Source organism: Pseudomonas sp. 5Vm1k (genome assembly GCF_056161485.1).
The window spans coordinates 129,587-143,299 of record NZ_JBSPCZ010000011.1 but is presented as its reverse complement, the minus strand read 5'-3'; the positions used below and the strand labels follow the sequence as shown (position 1 = coordinate 143,299).

The 13,713-nt window shown below is 59.4% G+C and carries 13 protein-coding genes and 1 pseudogene; 4 read left to right on the top strand and 10 right to left on the bottom strand.

Annotated features, from left to right (window positions below):
- Positions 1 to 65 precede the first annotated feature (65 nt).
- On the bottom strand, positions 66 to 911 hold the full coding sequence (locus ACWIKB_RS21615; protein WP_475269284.1) for a hypothetical protein: 846 nt from the start codon (positions 909 to 911) through the stop codon (positions 66 to 68).
- 54 nt (positions 912 to 965) lie between these two features.
- Positions 966 to 2,195 (bottom strand): pyridoxal phosphate-dependent aminotransferase, encoded by a 1,230-nt coding sequence (locus ACWIKB_RS21610; protein WP_475269283.1) that lies wholly within the window; start codon positions 2,193 to 2,195, stop codon positions 966 to 968.
- Positions 2,196 to 2,362: 167 nt separating this feature from the next.
- On the opposite strand from ACWIKB_RS21610, the pseudogene ACWIKB_RS21605 reads away from it, so the two are divergent.
- A pseudogene (locus tag ACWIKB_RS21605) lies at positions 2,363 to 2,452 on the top strand (LysR family transcriptional regulator); the annotation flags it as partial.
- Positions 2,453 to 2,530: 78 nt separating this feature from the next.
- On the opposite strand, the gene ACWIKB_RS21600 reads toward ACWIKB_RS21605, so the two are convergent.
- The 3 genes from ACWIKB_RS21600 to ACWIKB_RS21590 all read right to left on the bottom strand — a co-directional run bounded on the left by ACWIKB_RS21600 (position 2,531) and on the right by ACWIKB_RS21590 (position 5,904).
- Positions 2,531 to 3,769, bottom strand: a complete 1,239-nt coding sequence (locus ACWIKB_RS21600; RefSeq protein ID WP_475269282.1) for an MFS transporter — start codon at positions 3,767 to 3,769, stop codon at positions 2,531 to 2,533.
- 79 nt (positions 3,770 to 3,848) lie between these two features.
- The gene (locus ACWIKB_RS21595; RefSeq protein WP_475269281.1) at positions 3,849 to 4,673 is read right to left on the bottom strand and encodes a hypothetical protein; all 825 of its coding nucleotides are present in this window, start codon (positions 4,671 to 4,673) and stop codon (positions 3,849 to 3,851) included.
- Positions 4,674 to 4,707: 34 nt separating this feature from the next.
- Positions 4,708 to 5,904, bottom strand: coding sequence for an MFS transporter (locus tag ACWIKB_RS21590; protein WP_475269280.1), 1,197 nt, complete (start codon positions 5,902 to 5,904; stop codon positions 4,708 to 4,710).
- Between the two features lie 95 nt (positions 5,905 to 5,999).
- Here ACWIKB_RS21590 and ACWIKB_RS21585 point away from each other — a divergent pair, with 95 nt between their 5' ends.
- The gene (locus ACWIKB_RS21585; RefSeq protein WP_475269278.1) at positions 6,000 to 6,899 is read left to right on the top strand and encodes a LysR family transcriptional regulator; all 900 of its coding nucleotides are present in this window, start codon (positions 6,000 to 6,002) and stop codon (positions 6,897 to 6,899) included.
- An 18-nt stretch (positions 6,900 to 6,917) separates the two neighbouring features.
- Here ACWIKB_RS21585 and ACWIKB_RS21580 read toward each other — a convergent pair whose 3' ends face one another.
- From ACWIKB_RS21580 to ACWIKB_RS21565, 4 genes are all read right to left on the bottom strand, one after another.
- Positions 6,918 to 8,363 (bottom strand): SulP family inorganic anion transporter, encoded by a 1,446-nt coding sequence (locus ACWIKB_RS21580; protein WP_475269277.1) that lies wholly within the window; start codon positions 8,361 to 8,363, stop codon positions 6,918 to 6,920.
- Between the two features lie 169 nt (positions 8,364 to 8,532).
- Positions 8,533 to 9,351 (bottom strand): diaminopimelate epimerase, encoded by an 819-nt coding sequence (gene dapF / locus ACWIKB_RS21575; RefSeq protein ID WP_475269275.1) that lies wholly within the window; start codon positions 9,349 to 9,351, stop codon positions 8,533 to 8,535.
- Positions 9,352 to 9,412: 61 nt separating this feature from the next.
- A complete protein-coding gene (locus ACWIKB_RS21570) occupies positions 9,413 to 10,042 on the bottom strand; it encodes a hypothetical protein (RefSeq protein ID WP_475269274.1) in 630 nt (209 codons plus the stop codon).
- A 131-nt stretch (positions 10,043 to 10,173) separates the two neighbouring features.
- Positions 10,174 to 10,632 (bottom strand): GNAT family N-acetyltransferase, encoded by a 459-nt coding sequence (locus ACWIKB_RS21565; RefSeq protein ID WP_475269273.1) that lies wholly within the window; start codon positions 10,630 to 10,632, stop codon positions 10,174 to 10,176.
- A gap of 148 nt (positions 10,633 to 10,780) precedes the next feature.
- Between ACWIKB_RS21565 and ACWIKB_RS21560 the strand changes: the two genes are divergently transcribed.
- Both ACWIKB_RS21560 and ACWIKB_RS21555 read left to right on the top strand, forming a co-directional pair.
- The gene (locus ACWIKB_RS21560) at positions 10,781 to 11,338 is read left to right on the top strand and encodes a helix-turn-helix domain-containing protein (protein ID WP_475269272.1); all 558 of its coding nucleotides are present in this window, start codon (positions 10,781 to 10,783) and stop codon (positions 11,336 to 11,338) included.
- 118 nt (positions 11,339 to 11,456) lie between these two features.
- Entirely contained in the window at positions 11,457 to 12,032 is a 576-nt protein-coding gene (locus ACWIKB_RS21555) for an HD domain-containing protein (RefSeq protein WP_475269271.1), read from the top strand.
- A 206-nt stretch (positions 12,033 to 12,238) separates the two neighbouring features.
- Here the strand turns inward: ACWIKB_RS21555 and ACWIKB_RS21550 are convergent, their stop codons facing one another.
- On the bottom strand, positions 12,239 to 13,636 hold the full coding sequence (locus ACWIKB_RS21550) for a purine-cytosine permease family protein (protein ID WP_475269270.1): 1,398 nt from the start codon (positions 13,634 to 13,636) through the stop codon (positions 12,239 to 12,241).
- Positions 13,637 to 13,713 lie beyond the last annotated feature (77 nt).

Genomic DNA, 13,713 nt, shown 5'->3' with positions numbered 1-13,713 from the left:
TCCCCAGGCAACGCGGCTCCATCTCCAGGGTTCGACCGAACCCGTTTTGCGGCGGTCAAATCCTGTCAGTCCCAGGCAGGCACTTCGCTTTTCAATACAGAAGCCATCTTGCCGAGGTGGTCGCAGGCCCTGGCCACGTAATCCTTGGACAGACGCTCGATACGCAGGTAGTTGATCGGTTGCCGAGTCGCGCTGGCGTAGAGTTTCAAGGCCTCTGCCGCATGCTTGAAATGGCGGGCCTCGACGCTGCCGCAGTGGACACTGAGGAAGGCGGCGACCCGATTGGCTTCACCCGACGGGTAACCACGAACCTCGCGCAGCCACTGCTTCCACATCGGGGTCATCACGTTGTATTCGCCGGTGTTGAACAACTCGGTCATGGCCATCATTTCAAGCGCTTCGATGAGGTCCGGAGCCAGCGGGCGTTTTTCCCCGACCCAACTGGAAAACTCTTTGGTGAGCGGGTCCAGGAACCGGTCCTGAAGGCGCCAGTCATCGGAGCCGCAAATGGCCGACGCCATGCGGTAATACAACTTCGAGTGGTGCGGATGCCCATGCATTTCACCCAGGCCCACGTCTTCAATGATGATCTCGCCACAATGCCGCGCCGCGTCCAGCATCTTCAACTTGGCATCGTCGGTTAACGACTCGGACTCCTGGAGAATCCGCACAATAATGCTGGAGACCGCGTGGGCCGCCCCGTCCGGGCTGCGCCAGCCACAAAAGAACGTGCACAGTGACGACTCGGTCCAGTTGTTGGACGTCATGTCGACATAGGTCTCGCAGTACTTATCCAACTTGTCGAGGTGGCTGTGAAAACCACTCAGCAGTGCTTCAACAAGATTCCTGTCCTCGACATCAACCAGTGCCTGATTGACGTATTCGATGAAATTGCGGCTTAACTTCTCCACATTGTTCTCCTTGTTTAGTGGATCACTGCGCTACGACAAGAGGAATAACAGCCGTCAATCCGCGACGACTTCCGACATGAATTGCCCGAAGCGCGTCAGCCCTTCGATCAACTCTGCACGCTCAACGGCGTACGAAATACGAATGCTATGGGGATCACCGAAACCCGAACCGGGAACCACGGCGATATGCGCTTCGGTCAATAACAAATCGGCGAGATGATCGACGTCGCGAATTTTCGTGCCGAGGTAATGGCGCCCCAGATGACGGGAGACATCAACAAACAGATAAAACGCACCTTCCGGTGGCGCGCACGTAATGCCGTCGACATAACCAAGACAGGTACAGGCCGCCACCAGTTGTTGATCCAGAAAGGTGTTTACCTTGCGGGCGAAGTGCGGCGAATCGACGTTCAACGTATTCAGCGCGGCGGATTGAGCAAGGCTGCCGGGATTGGAAGTCGTGTGCCCTTGCATGTTATGCATGGCCGTGATCACTTCCGCCGGGGCGCAGGCGTAACCCACGCGCCAGCCTGTGACGGCCTGGCTCTTGGAGAACGAATCGACCAGGACTGTCTGTTGTTTGAGCGCCGGAAAGAGCGACACGATGTTGTGATGTTCATGGGGCTGGCGCACCAGTTTGCGATAGCACTCGTCGAACACCACCCAAAGTTGATGATCGAACGCGAGTTGCGCAATCCCCAATAACTGCTCTCGTTGATAGACCGTTCCCGTCGGGTTATTAGGCGTGTTGATCACGATCATTTTAGTGCGCGGGGTCAAGGCGCTTTCGACGGCCTTGCAGGTCAGGCGATAGTCGTCGGCTCGGGTATCGACCAACACCGGAATGCCACCGGCCAGCAGGATTTGCGTTGGAAAGGTTTCCCAATAAGGCGTCGCGACGATGACCTCATCGCCGGGATTGAGCAGTACCATTGCCGCGTTATAAAGCGCCTGTTTGGCACCCGCAGTCACGGCCACTTCATTGGCGGCATACGGGACACCACAACGCTGACTGACCTGTTGCGCAAGTTTCTCCCGAAGTTGGGGCAAGCCAATCGGCGGTGTGTAACGGTTGCGCGCGCCTTCTATGGCCTCGATGGCGCCCGTTTTCATGTCCTGGCTGACATCGAACGATAATTCGCCCGCCGCAAAGTTGATGACCTCGATGCCCTGCTCTTTCAAGGCATTGGCTTTACTGCGCATGCTGGAGGTTCCCGGTGCACTGAGATTCAGCGCACGACGGGATAACGACAATCGGATTGCAGAGGTCTCGCTGTTATTCATTTTTCTACCTGCGAAAACGATTTGAAAACCAGGCGACCGGGTGACGTGCAACTCCCCGCACGTCCAAACCGGGCACCTTTACCGAACGGGTCTTCTCACATTCTGACCACCGACAGAAACACCGGCCAATACCGTTTCCGTCGTTATTGATACTGGAAAAACAACAAATGCCGGGCCTGCATCACTTGCGCTACTTCATGACCGTCGCCGATGAATTGCACTTCGGCCGCGCGGCGTTGCGCCTGCGAAAACCGCCCGCCGCAACGTGCCAAAAGTGAAATGAATATTCAGGAAAGTTCGAGCACCGGCAGTTCGATCACCTCAGGAACCGGCGATTAACCCGCGCGCTGATAAAGGCGCGCATCCGCGTCCATACCTCGTTGCACCCACCAGGACAGCGGCAACGTCAACATTAGCGTGGCGGCCAACAGGATCACCGCGACGGGAACGCCAGTGACGTCGCCGAGGCTGCCGAACAACACCGGCGCCAGCGCCCCACCGCCAATGGTGCCGGTGTAAAACACGGCGAACGCCTGCTCGCGTTTGCCCGGCCCCGCCAGATCCGGCACAGCCCCGTACAGCACCGACGACGTGCCATTGAGCGCCAACCCCAGCAGCGGCAACATCACCATCAGGCCGAGAAACGGCAGGTACACCGCCATGACGATCAACACCGCCGTGGTGAACTCGGTCAGCCACACGGTTTTGACCATGCCGATGCGCGCGCCCAGATAACCGCACAACAACTTGCCGAACGCACCGCCGATAAACAGCATCGTCAGCGCCAGACCGATGCCTGCCGTCCCGGCGCCCTTGTCTTTCAATAGAAAAGGCAAGAACGTGAGAAAACCCATGCGCACCGCGCTGTCCAGGGTTCCGGTCAGGATCAGCGCGCGCAACCCACTGGCAGAACCACTGCCGGTGATCGCCCTGGATGCTTTGCCTTGGGGGGTCAATGACTCGGAACGCGCTGGAATCAGCCACCACAGCAAGCCTGCCGCGCCCAGCCCGAGCAGGCCCAGCAGCGTGACACTCGCGCGCCAGCTGATGACCGTCAGCAACAAGCCGATCAACCCCGGAATCAAGGTTTTGCCGATGTCACCGGAGAAGTTGTACTGCGACAACGCTTGTTTGACCCCGCCGCCGGCCTCGTGAGTATCGGTAATCAACGAAGAGGCCAGCGGGTGCTGGGTACTGGCGCCCAATCCGCCCAACAGCAGCGCCAGCAACAACACCGTCAACCCGCCCGCCTGCCCCGCCAGTAAATAGGCCAGGCCGGCGAGTGCCGTGCCGCCCACCAGCATGCGCTCTCGTCCCCAGCGTTTGGCCGCCCGGCTCGCCAACAGTTGAAACCCGGCCATCATCCCGGCATAGGCACCACGCAACAGGCCGATCTGGGCGAAACTCAAGCCGAACTGCGCCTGCCAGATTGGCAACAGCACATAAATCACGTCGGTCAGCCCGTCGTGGATGGCATGAGCACCGCAACCCGCCACCAGGGATCGGCGACGCACAGAAGCATCGACAGATTGCGATGCAGGCAAGGAAGCTGATTCGTGTTTCAGATCGTTCATCGTCTTGAGCGGCTGGCGAATGGACGTTGGTAGTTAAGCAGGACCGTACCCGGGTTGCACGGGCCGGCTAAGCCCCCGATCACTGCAATACGTGCGCGCAATCCTTCATCACGCCGGCCTTGCGACGCAGGTATTCAGCGAAAATCTCCCGCGCGGTGTCGTGGTCGACGGCAATCTGCATCGCATCGACAAACTCACTGACCGCCGCCACGGCATGTGCGAAATGATTGCTCTCGGTGCCGCCGGTGTGCACGGTGACCCAGGCCACCGTGGCGCGGGCCTTGGCCTCTGGCACGCCCATGTCGCGGACAAACCACTGCTTGTACAGCGGGTGGATAAACTCCACTTCACCGTGGGTGTACACCTCATGGATCAAGGTCGTCAGCAGGCCTTGCAACAAATCGCGATCGCGCAGGCGACGGGTGTCGGTCCAGTCTTTGAAGGCCTGGGCCGAAGGCAGGCAATTTTCCTTGAGCAGCCACTGGTCATCGCCGCACAACGGCGTCGCCATGTTGTAGAACAGATCCGAGTGCAACGTATTGCCCAGCGCGCCGAGGTCTTCATCGGTGATCCGTTGCAGGCTGCCGCAAGCCCGATAGAGCTGCTCGGCGGCCTCCGAACCTTGTTCGGAGCGCGCCAGCAAGGTAATGCGATTGGCCAGGCCGGACACACTGGTGGCCGAGTTGTTGGTCTTGGACCAACTGGCGAAAAACTTGCGCAATGCCACCGGTGAATGACGACGCGAGGTGAGTTGCTCGAAGGCATTTTCGATGTCCACCAGGGCCTCTTCTTCACTCCAGAACGCCTCGAACAGTGCGTGTTTCAAGACACTGGCCGGCATGTCGTTCAACACCGGCTCGACGATCTTCAACAGCTGGCTCTGGCGGGTCATTACGTTACTCATGGTCACCTCTTATATTCCATTATTGGATGATGAATCAGGCAGGTTCACCGGTTCGGCCACGCGCCACCGGTGTATCGGGTTTAGGGGGTTTCCAGCCAGTCAAGGCGATCAGCAACGACAACAGCTGGAAGCCGATGATCAGCGCCACACAGCCTTGCCAGCCCCAGCGGCTCCAGATCATCGCCGGGACGATGGCGCCGAAACTGCCCCCCAGGTAGTAACCCGTCAGGTACAGCCCCACCGCGCCGGCCTTGTTGTGTCGGGCGGTTGCTGTGATGAAGGCATTGGCGCAAGCCTGGGCAAGAAATACCCCGGTCGAACTCAGGGCCAGGCCCAGCACGATCAGCCACAGAGACGGCAGCAAGGTCAGGATCGAGCCGCAGACGCCGAGCAACACTGCGCCTGTCAGCAATTCGGCTTGCGGTCGGGATTTGCTCAAGCGTCCCGCAATCGGGATGACCACCAGCGCCAAGAGGAACACCGCATAAATCGTCCCCAGTGCCGCAGCGCCCAGGTTGAATGGCGCCTGGCTGAGGTAGAGCCCCGCATAGGTAAAAGTCGCCACTTGTGAAAACAGCACACAAAAACCGACGCCATACGCCGCCAGCAAGGGCTTGCGGCACAGTTCGTGAAACGCTTGCAGACGAACAGGCGAAGACTTGGCCACCAACACTGGGTTGGCCGGCAACAGGAAGTGGATGGCTACGCCGACGAGCAAACTCATCGCCGCCAGCAGCTCAAAGGCTTCACGCCAGCCCACGTATTGCGTCATGATCCCCGACACAAAACGCCCGGCGAAGCCTCCCAGCACCGTACCGGCCACGTAAAGGCTGGTGATTTCGGTGACGGTGCCACCGCTCCAGCGGTCGCCGATGTAGGCTACGCTGGTTGCGAATACCACCGGGATCAACATGCCCTCAACAAAGCGCCAGACCAGCAACTCGGCAAAGCTGCCGGCATGGGCAGCCAGCAGCGCCGGCACCGCCAACAGCAGCGCCGCGACGACAATCACCGAGCGTTGCTCGAAGCGACCGGTCAAGCGGCTGATAAAGGGTGCCGTGAGGGCGACCGCCAGGGTGGTGACTGTGATGCTCCATCCCGCCTGGCGGGCGCTCACCTGAAAACTCAGGGCAAACTCCTGGAGGATGCTCTGGGTTGAATAGAGGTTGAGAAAAGCCGCACAGCCACACAGGAACAGGGCGACGCGAGCACTGTGCAGGCGCGAATTCATGAGACCTCTCGTTTTCTCCTCGGAGGTCTTTATAGAATATGCAGCCCGCCGAACACCAATACCGAATTCGGACCGATCAATACCCAAGGAACAGGATGCTTGACCTCCGCAAGTTACGTTACTTTTTGACGGTCGCCGAAGAGCTGCACTTTGGCCGCGCAGCCTTGCGCCTGCACCTCGCCCAGCCTCCCTTGACCCGACAGATTTCGGCGCTGGAATCCGAGCTGGGCTTTCGCCTGTTCGATCGCACCAGCCGCACGGTCACGCTCACCGCACAAGGCCGGCATTTCCTGCCGTACGCCCGCGCCGTGCTGGACCAAGCCAGCCTGACCGAAGTCATCGCCGGCAAGCTGGCCGCCGGCTCGGCCGGGCAATTGGCGCTGGGGTACGCCAGCTCGATTGCGCTGTCGGATTTGTTCAGCCAAACCATCCAGGCCTTTGCCCAGCGCTTCCCGGACGTCCAGCTGACCCTGGTGGAAAGCGCGTCCGGCAGTCTGTATTCGCAAGTGGTCGATGGCCGCATCGACATTGGCATGAGCCGACTGCTGCCTGAAAGCGGACAGACCGAGGTGCAGGTCTTGTCGTTGGGAGGAGAACCGCTGGTGGCCGCCCTCTCCAGTGACAACCCGCTGGCCAGCCAGGACGAAGTCACCCTGGAACAGCTCAGTGCGCACCCGTTGATTCTGTTTCCGGCCGATTATGGCTCCGGGCTCAATGAGTCCATTGAGCAACTGTACCGACGCAACGGTCTGCCCATGCGACCCGGCCCGTCGGGGCGACAGATCACCTCGATCATCGCCCTGGTGGCCGCAGGCCAAGGCGTCGCGCTGGTTCCCCAGTGCACCAAGACCCTGGCCAAAAAGGGTGTGACCTACCGGCCGCTGGCAGAGCCCGAAGCCTGTGCGCAACTGCTGATACTGACGCGAACCCAAGGACGTACGCTGCTCGTCGAGGCCTTCATGGGCGTGGTCGATGAGCTTTTGCGGGGGCGCTGAAGTCCTTCTCTCTGGCGCTCAGTTGTAATCCCCACCGGCGCGCTTGAGCATTTGCTTGCAACGCTCCGACAAGTGAAACACCCGCAGATGTTTGCCAGCCTTGTCGTAGCGTTCGCGCAAGGTCTTCAACGCGGCGATGGCCGAGTAGTCGACAAAGCTCAGGTGACGGCAATCGAGGGTCACTTGGGCGGGATCGTTGGCGGGGTCGAACTGGTCGAGAAAAGGCGTGGTCGAGGCGAAGAACAGCGTGCCATGCAGTCGGTAAAGTTTGCTGCCGTCGGTTTCCAGATAGGTGTCGGCATACAGCTCGCGAGCCTGTTGCCAGGCGAAGTTGAGCGCGGCGATGATGATCCCGCAGAGCACGGCAGTGGCCAGGTCGGTGAACACGGTGATGGTGGTCACGGCGATGATCACCAGCACGTCGTTGAGCGGCACTTTGTTGATCACCCGCAACGAGGCCCAGGCGAACGTCTGCTGCGACACCACGAACATCACGCCAACCAGGGCCGCCAGCGGAATGCGCTCGATCAGCGGCGACAGAAACAACACGAACAGCAAGATCATCACCCCGGCGACCACGCCCGAAAGTCGGCCACGCCCGCCGGAACTGAGGTTGATCACGGTCTGGCCGATCATCGCGCAACCGCCCATGCCGCCGAACACCCCCGACACCATATTCGCCGCGCCCAGCGCCACACACTCGCGATCCGGGTAACCGCGGCTTTCGGTGATTTCGTCGGTGAGGTTCAGGGTCAGCAGGGTTTCCAGCAGACCGACCAGCGCCATCAATATCGCGTAGGGCGCGATGATGCGCAGGGTGTCTAGGTTCCACGGAATGTCCGGCAGTGCGAAGCTCGGCAAGCCCCCGGCAATGTGCGCCATATCGCCCAAGGTGCGCGTCGGCAAGCCGAGCAGATACACCGCCAACCCGACGCCAAGAATCGCCACCAACGCCGGCGGCACCGCGCGAGTCAGGCGCGGCAGCAGATACACGATGGCCATCGTCAGCGCCACCAACCCGCTCATCACATACAGCGGCGTGCCACTGAGCCAGGTGTCGCCACTCTTGAAATGCTCCAGTTGCGCCAGCGCAATGATGATCGCCAAACCATTCACGAAACCGAGCATCACCGGGTGCGGCACCATGCGCACCAGTTTTCCCAGCCGCAGCAACCCGAACGCCATCATGATCACCCCGCCCAGCAGCACCGTCGCCAGCAAGTACTGCACGCCGTGTTGCACCACCAACGCAACGATCACCACCGCCATCGACCCGGCAGCACCGGACACCATCCCCGGCCGCCCGCCGCACAGCGCGGTCAATGTGCAAATGATGAACGCACCGTACAGCCCCATCAGCGGATTGAGATGAGCGACCAAGGCAAAGGCGATGCATTCGGGCAGCAATGCGAAGGATGTAGTGAGCCCGGCCAGGGCATCGGCGCGCAGACGTTGTGGTTTCATGACTTACCTGAAATGCGGGCCGGTAGCACTGGCCGCTGGGAATTGCGGGGAATAAGGGGTGCGGATGTTACGGAATCGGGGGCGGTTGGGCCAGTGACTGATAGACCCGACATAGGTCTCTTGCTTGACTGCTTAAGCCCGACAGTACTGTTTGTCACGGACAAAGCAGCTATGAAACCTGTAATGAGCTGTCCGTGATGGTTCCTGAAAAAACGGCCTCTACCGGCCCGATGAGAAAGACAGGTCCCACGCCATCCCACTGAACCGTTACGGTTCCGCCATCACATTCAACCTCGACGCAATTGTCTAACAAGCCCCGACGAATTCCGTTAACCGCGGCGCCACAAGAGCAGGAACCTGAACCGAGCGCAATGCCGGCCCCGCGCTCCCAAATACGCAACCGAATATGCTTTCGGTTAGTGATCTGGACGAAATGCACGTTCGTCCTGAGGGGAAACAGAGGATTGGTTTCAATGGCCGGTCCGATGGCCGCTATATCAACGGCCGTCAGATCATCTACAAAATAGGTGCAGTGCGGGTTCCCCATGCTGCAAGCGGCCGGGTCGCCAGCAAGTGGCAAAACAGCCGTATCCAGCTCCCGCGCCAGGGGAATATCCGACCAGCCCGTAAGCGGCATCCCCATGTTGACTGAAATGGCGCCTGTCGAGGTCCGTTCGCACCTGAGTAAACCACGGTTGGTTCGCAGCGCTATCGACGTCATATTGGATTCGCGCATCAGCCTGTCCGCTACGCCTCGCGTTGCGCTGCCACAAACATCCAGCGCGGAGCCATCGGCATTCCAAAATACCAAGCGCGCCGCTGCATCATCGCAATCGAGTATCACCGCCAGTTGATTGAACCCGATACCTCGGTTCCGATCACCCATTTGCCGTGCCACGGCACTTGTTATGGGAATGGCCGAGTTTCGCGAGTCGACAATAACGAAGTCATCACCATTGGCGTGCATTTTATGGAAACTCAGCGGCATACATGGACCCTGGCGACGAGACGTGTGGTGAGTTGATGTTTAACGCAGTGCGGTCATGAAATTACTGATCGTCCAAAATGTAAATCGGATAGCTTTCAGGGTAGGGGCTGTACTGGGCTGCCCACTCGTCCAAACCAATCAGCGTATTGGAAACACCATACTTGTAGACCTGCGATACCTTCCAGCCATTGGATGTCTTTTCGACGAGGTATCTGAGTGTTTCACCCTTATTTCGGGCTTCCTCATCATCTTCAGTGTGGCTCACAGACGATGGGGTCACGTTGGTGACTTTGACAGTCGCGATAGCCCGCGCCTCAGTCTCCTGCCTTACCTCAATGATCTCTCGCTTATAAACGGTCTTTTTGCACAGTCGCCCGCGACTTTTGAAGGACTGCACCACTTCTCCCGTCGCAACTCTGCTCACATCAAATTCGTCTGTGCGTTCTTTGATGATTGTTTCGCAGTTAGCGTCCGCGACAGCGGCCATGGCACCCAGATAGCGCCACCATGTCTTGAGCGCTTGTTCAGGTGAGCCTGTGTTGATTTCAAACTTATAGACAAACTTCTCAGTCGGGGCTGGCGCTGGTGCTGACGGAGTCGCAGGCGTTGAGGTGACATTTCCCTGGTTTGCGCCTGGAGCATTGGCGATTTTTTCACAGCCCGACAGTGACAGGAAAAGGGGCAACAGCAAAAGTGCTCGTCTCATAAAATCCATTTTTTTGAGGTGATTGTATGGCCGGCATTCTGCCTAATGATTCTCCTGAGGGCTACGCGTTAATGGGGAAGTTTGCCTGGTTCACTAAAACTGACAGGCTTACGCTATCAACCCTGCTTCAAATCCAGCATATAAGTGTAATACCCCGTATCCCGCACATACCCCAACGACTCATACAACCTCTGCGCGCCAAAGTTATCCGTGGCCGTTTCCAGCACCAACCCCTTCGCGCCTGTTGATAGTGCAAACGCGCGGGCGGTGTTCATCAGCAACGTCCCTACCCCGCGGCCCCTCGCAGCAGGTGCGGTAAAGAGGTCGCTGAGCAACCAGGTGCGGTGGGCGTCGATGGAGGAAAACGTCGGGTACAGCTGGACGAAACCCAGCGCTTCGCCGTTGTCGTCCAGAGCGAGGAAGATCGCCGATTCATCCAGGGCGATGCGCTCGGCGATGAAGTCTCGGGACTGCCGCAGGTTCGAAGGCTGGCCGTAGAAACCTCGATAGGCGTCGAAGAGTCGGGCGACTGGGTCGAGGTGGCTGGCGTCGGCGCGTTGGGCCTGGATGGTCATGCTGTTCCCTCCTTAGGATTTGGTCCGAGTGTAGCGGGCCGCCATCATGTCTGGTGTTTCACGTACGCCCATTTATCCAGCCAATTTGCAGGGCGCTCCCGCACTCATCAAACTGGAGAACCCGCCCGCCGCCCCCCAGGAACCCAAAATGCCTGATCTATTGCTGAAGCCAGCCCTGCCCGGCATTGCGCTCCGGCGATGGCGTTTGCTGCACCGCGTCAAACAAGCCCATGCCGCGCAGATGTTCAGCGTCACCCAATCGACGATTTCCCGATGGGAGAGTGGCGTACAAGCAATGGATCGCGCCGCACACCAGCAACTTGAACGGTTGCTGGCCGCTCGTCTCGATTCCGCCGCCGATCACGTCCTCGCCAGGCTGGTCGCGGAAAGCCCGCGGCCGGTTCATCTCATTTGCGACCTGACCCATCGTCTGCTGGCCTGCTCCCCGTCTCGTGCCGCTGAGTTTGCCAGCCCGCTGGGCGATCTTCTGGGGCACTCGCTCTGGCGCTTCGCAACGCCAGAAATCCTGAGCACTGAGGCCGCGCTCGATGAGTCGGGTTGGCGGGAAACCCTTGCCCTACCCGCCCTGGAATTTGTCACTGGCAGCAATGATTCCGCGCTCGTCCCCATCCGCCATAGCCTGTGTCGCTGGACGCGTATCCCCCTCTCCGACGGCTCGGCGGCACGTCTGGTGGAAACACTCTGACAGCACGGCCGCGCATATTTTATGCGTGGACGATGTGCCTCGCCGGGCCTAGTCTGGCGCCAGTAACCGGGACGTTATGCTGCCAGGCAAAACGCCGGTCAACCTACTGGGCGGATGTATGGATATCGAAAAAATCAAAGGACGCCTCGACTTTCTGCGCGAAGCGGAAAAGCTCAAGGATGTACTCAGGAGTGCGCATACCACCTCCGGGCGCACCGAAAGCACGGCTGAACATAGCTGGCGCCTGTGCCTGATGGCCATTGTGTTCTCGGACGAACTGGCCAGCCTCGACCTTCTGAAAGTCCTCAAGATGTGTGTCATTCATGACCTGGGCGAAGCCATCAACGGCGACATTCCGGCCGTCAACCAAGCCTCGTTCCCCGACAAGAGCGAGCATGAACGACGCGATCTTTTGCTCTTGACCAGCACCCTTGATGACGCGTTGAAAACAGAGATATTGGCGCTCTGGGATGACTACGAAAACGCGTTGTCCCCCGAGGCGCAGGCGGTCAAGGCACTGGACAAACTGGAGACCCTGCTACAACACAATCAGGGCCTGAACCCGCCGGACTTCGACTACGCGTTCAATCTGGCGTACGGCAAAAAACACACCAGTGCCCAACCGATTTTTGAGGCTCTGCGCAACATCATCGATCAGGATACGAAAGCAAAAATCGACAGGGACAGGAAGTGACGGGGCTATCTTCATAGCTCCGTCGTCTTTGGCGATGGGTTGAAGAACAACATCAGCCTTCAAACACCGTCCTGTGGCGAGCGAGCTTGCTCGCGCTGGGCTGCACAGCGGCCCCGCTCTTTCCTGAAAAGCAGGGGCCTGCTGCGCAGTCCTGCGCGAGCAAGCTCCCTCGCCACAGGTTACTCGTTCAGCAAGGCGTGCAAGGATCAGGCTTTCGACTGCTGTTCAGCAGACACCGCCATCGCCGAGTTCCTCGCCAACCCGTAATAAAGCACCCCCGGCACCACCAGCCCCACGATCCACGAAATGTCCACGCCTCCGAGTTGCGCCACCATCGGTCCTGAGTAGAAATGTGTGTCCACAAACGGCAACTGGATCAACACCCCGATGACATACACACTGATCCCTCGCACATTCCAGCGACCATAACGCCCCGCCGGATCGGACAGCGCCGGGATGTCATAACGCTCCTTGTTGATGAAGTAGTAATCCACCAGGTTGATCGCGCTCCACGGCGTGAAGAACGTCAGCAAAAACAGGATGAAGTACTTGAACGAGTTCAGGAACGAGTACTGCCCCAGCAGCGCCAACGTGGTGGACGCGGCGACAATCAGCAGCACAAACACCATGCGTTGGCGGGCGGTGATTTCCAGACGGCTGCGAAAGCCGCTGATAATCGTCGCCACGCACATGAAGCTGCCGTAGGCGTTGAGCGTCGACACCGTGACCTTGCCGAACACCACGCTCAAATACAGCAGCGACGCCATCACACCGGTGCTGCCCAATCCGACGATGGTCGCCACCTCATGACCGCGAAAGTTCGCACCGGCCAACGCCGCCGCGAACACTCCGAGGACCATGGAAGCCTGGGCGCCCAGCACCGTGCCGAGGCCGACGGCGGCAAAGGTTTTCCAGGATGAAGTCTTGCTCGGCAGATAGCGCGAGTAGTCGGCCACATAAGGCCCGAACGCGATCTGCCAGGATGCCGACAGCGAGACCGCCAGCAGGAAAGTGCTCCAGCCAAAGTGGCGGTTTTCCAGCAACAGGCCGATATCGTTGACGGTCATCAGCCGGGTAAACAGATAGGCGAAGGCAATGATGCCCAGCACGCTCGCCACCCGGCCCACCCAGTGAATAACCCGATAGCCGAAGATCGTCAGGAACGTGATGCACGCGGCGAAAATCAGGATGCCCGTGCTGTCGCTGACATGGATCAACTGCGCAATCGCCTGCCCCGACAACACCGCGCCAGTCGCACTGAAACCGAGGTACATCAGGCACACCAACACAATCGGGATCGCCGCGCCGTAGACGCCGAATTGCACCCGGCTGGAGATCATCTGCGGCAGCCCGAGCTTCGGCCCTTGGGCGGCATGCAAGGCGACGACGGTGCCGCCGAGCAGTTGGCCAATCAGCAAACCGATCAGTGACCAAAACACATCACCGCCGAGCACCACCGCCAACGCGCCGGTAACGATGGCAGTGATTTGCAGGTTGGCACCGAGCCACAACGTGAACTGGCTGTAAAGGCTGCCATGGCGCTCGGCCTCGGGGATGTAATCGATCGAACGGGTCTCGATCAAGGGACTTCGTTGTTGAGTCATTGCGCTGTGCTCTTCAGAAAAGGTAGACGCCAATACCGAGCAAGCGAAGCTGCGTCCGGCGTAGCAGCTGGCGAAGC

Coding starts and splice junctions, on each gene's coding strand:
- ACWIKB_RS21610 (WP_475269283.1), bottom strand. CDS start 2,195: ATGAATAACAGCGAGACCTCTGCAATCCGATTGTCGTTATCCCGTCGT.
- ACWIKB_RS21600 (WP_475269282.1), bottom strand. CDS start 3,769: ATGAACGATCTGAAACACGAATCAGCTTCCTTGCCTGCATCGCAATCT.
- ACWIKB_RS21595 (WP_475269281.1), bottom strand. CDS start 4,673: ATGAGTAACGTAATGACCCGCCAGAGCCAGCTGTTGAAGATCGTCGAG.
- ACWIKB_RS21590 (WP_475269280.1), bottom strand. CDS start 5,904: ATGAATTCGCGCCTGCACAGTGCTCGCGTCGCCCTGTTCCTGTGTGGC.
- ACWIKB_RS21585 (WP_475269278.1), top strand. CDS start 6,000: ATGCTTGACCTCCGCAAGTTACGTTACTTTTTGACGGTCGCCGAAGAG.
- ACWIKB_RS21580 (WP_475269277.1), bottom strand. CDS start 8,363: ATGAAACCACAACGTCTGCGCGCCGATGCCCTGGCCGGGCTCACTACA.
- dapF (WP_475269275.1), bottom strand. CDS start 9,351: ATGCCGCTGAGTTTCCATAAAATGCACGCCAATGGTGATGACTTCGTT.
- ACWIKB_RS21565 (WP_475269273.1), bottom strand. CDS start 10,632: ATGACCATCCAGGCCCAACGCGCCGACGCCAGCCACCTCGACCCAGTC.
- ACWIKB_RS21560 (WP_475269272.1), top strand. CDS start 10,781: ATGCCTGATCTATTGCTGAAGCCAGCCCTGCCCGGCATTGCGCTCCGG.
- ACWIKB_RS21555 (WP_475269271.1), top strand. CDS start 11,457: ATGGATATCGAAAAAATCAAAGGACGCCTCGACTTTCTGCGCGAAGCG.
- ACWIKB_RS21550 (WP_475269270.1), bottom strand. CDS start 13,636: ATGACTCAACAACGAAGTCCCTTGATCGAGACCCGTTCGATCGATTAC.